The sequence below is a fragment of the Microcystis sp. M53598_WE2 genome (assembly GCF_030067735.1).
GTDB classification, from domain to species: domain Bacteria; phylum Cyanobacteriota; class Cyanobacteriia; order Cyanobacteriales; family Microcystaceae; genus Microcystis; species Microcystis aeruginosa.
This window is the reverse complement of sequence record NZ_JASJFE010000788.1, coordinates 1-2,202: the sequence shown is the minus strand read 5'-3', so window position 1 is coordinate 2,202 and position 2,202 is coordinate 1. Positions and strand designations below refer to the sequence as shown.

Sequence of the window (2,202 nt, the reverse complement as noted above, 5' to 3'; positions counted from 1 at the left end):
TCAAATTAGTCCCCCCATAGAACCCCCTTGAGCCATCTTGCACACTTTTCTCTTTTTGTCAAATTTTATGTTAAGAAAGATGTGACTAATGGATAGCCTTGATAAGGGGGGATCGAACCTAAAATCCATTTTTAATTTAATTATAACCAGCTACTTAGCCAATTTGTCCGTTCAAACATTGTCATTGCTTAGACCCTGTTGCAACGTTTGTCCCTCTATTTTAACCTAGGCTTTCAGCTTTGCTGTCAGTGGGGAATAATGGTTTTGCTATGTTTAATCCAACCTATAGCCGCAAAAACTCTTACCTCATCATCCCATTCTAATAAGCTGCCCGCACATTTAAATTGCTTGTTGAGATGAGGCAAGAGGCCATAGTAAAGGGATTGGGAGAGATTAAACAAACCTATGACTATTTCCCGAAAACCCCATCACCCCATCCCCCTATTTGCCTAAAAATATTAAGAGATGTAACTATTTATGCCTAACCTAGAAAGTGATTACTCAACAGGGGTGAGATCAGGATAGTCTAGATCGAGCAGTCCGATAGATGTTTAGTTAAATTCCTACTTCAGATATGTCCGTTTCTAGTCCTCCTCGTTCCCTGCGTATCGGTTCGCGTAAAAGTCAGTTAGCCCTAGTACAAACCTATTGGGTACAGGCAGAATTGAGTAAACACCACCCCCATCGACAGTTTGAGGTGGAGACGATGAGTACCCAAGGCGATAAAATTCTCGATGTGGCCCTAGCGAAAATCGGTGATAAGGGTTTATTTACCAAAGAACTAGAAGTGGGAATGTTGGATAGATCGATCGATCTTGCCGTCCATTCTCTCAAGGATCTGCCCACTAATTTGCCCGAAGGCTTAATCTTGGGTTGCGTCACCGAAAGAGTTAATCCGGCCGATGCTTTGGTGGTAAATAGCCAAAATCAAGACTATCAATTAGACACTTTACCGGAAGGTGCGGTGGTGGGGACTTCTTCCCTGCGGCGATTGGCCCAGTTGCGTTACCATTATCCCCATCTGACTTTTAAAGATGTGCGCGGCAATGTCAACACCCGTCTGGCAAAACTGGACGCGGGAGAATACGACGCGATTATTCTGGCAGTAGCGGGATTGGAAAGGTTAGGATTAGGCGATCGAGTTCATCAGGTTATTCCGGCGGAGATTTCTCTCCATGCGGTGGGACAGGGGGCTTTAGGGATAGAATGCCGCGATGCTGATCCGGAGGTTTTGGAAGTCCTAAAAGTGTTGGAACACGCCCCTAGCCGCGATAGATGCTATGCTGAACGCGCTTTTTTACGGGAGTTGGAGGGGGGCTGTCAAGTTCCCATCGGAGTGAATACGGCGATCGAGGATGGTATCCTAACTTTAACGGGTATGGTGGCTAGTCTCGACGGTAAGCGCCTGATTAAGGACTCGGTTAGCGGTGATCCTAGCCATGGGGAAGTCTTAGGACGAGATTTAGCCCATAAAGTGCGCGAGGCTGGTGCTGGAGAGATTTTAGCCCAGATTTTCGCTGAAGTGGGCCGATAATCAGTGATCAGCGCCCATTAACCCTACACCTCACACCCTGCCGCTGCAGGATTAATTTTTGGGCTTTATCTCACTGTCGAGTCAAGAGGCAAAAATACAAATAAAGCGAGAACTGTCGCCCTTGCAGTTCCCGCTCTATTATTGTTGTATTGTTGGAGTATCTAACCCCCGAATATTGAGTTAAATTAGTACAAATCTTCTTCTTTGTGGGTGACGATCACACAGTCAGAAGTAGGATAGGCAACACAGGTGAGGACATAATGCGCTTCAATTTGATCGTCATCTAAGAAGGATTGCTCGGATTGATCAACGCTACCGGATTCGATTTTACCAGCGCAAGCAGAACAAGCACCAGCACGGCAAGAAGAAGGTAAATCTAATCCTTTTTCTTCCGCTACCTCGAGAATATATTCATTATCGGGAACATCAATTGTATGCTCGCCATCGGGTGTTTTCAGGGTGACTTTATAAGTGGTTGTCTTTGTTTTCTTTGCCATAGGTTGTTCCTCAGTCTCAAAATCCCTTCTCTCCCCGTTTAGACTGAACGGGTCGAATGAGTTTCCTTTTTGATACTACGGGAAAATTCACCCGGCTCAACTTACCATTAGTAATGACAGCCTTAAATAAACTTAAAATAATATTTACTTATCTCTTGAGTAAATAACTCC

At 44.9% G+C, this 2,202-nt stretch carries 2 protein-coding genes; one reads left to right on the top strand and one right to left on the bottom strand.

The features are described 5' to 3' along the window. Positions 1 to 574 precede the first annotated feature (574 nt). Positions 575 to 1,534: a hydroxymethylbilane synthase gene (gene hemC / locus PX636_RS16105; protein ID WP_012266932.1), complete on the top strand. Its 960-nt coding sequence runs from the start codon at positions 575 to 577 to the stop codon at positions 1,532 to 1,534. Between the two features lie 185 nt (positions 1,535 to 1,719). Here hemC and PX636_RS16100 read toward each other — a convergent pair whose 3' ends face one another. After that, complete coding sequence (locus PX636_RS16100) at positions 1,720 to 2,031, bottom strand: ferredoxin (protein WP_288117811.1); 312 nt, start codon at positions 2,029 to 2,031, stop codon at positions 1,720 to 1,722. Positions 2,032 to 2,202: the final 171 nt, after the last annotated feature.

Excerpts from the sequence above, each read along its gene's own strand:
- hemC (WP_012266932.1), top strand. The coding sequence starts at position 575 with ATGTCCGTTTCTAGTCCTCCTCGTTCCCTGCGTATCGGTTCGCGTAAA.
- PX636_RS16100 (WP_288117811.1), bottom strand. The coding sequence starts at position 2,031 with ATGGCAAAGAAAACAAAGACAACCACTTATAAAGTCACCCTGAAAACA.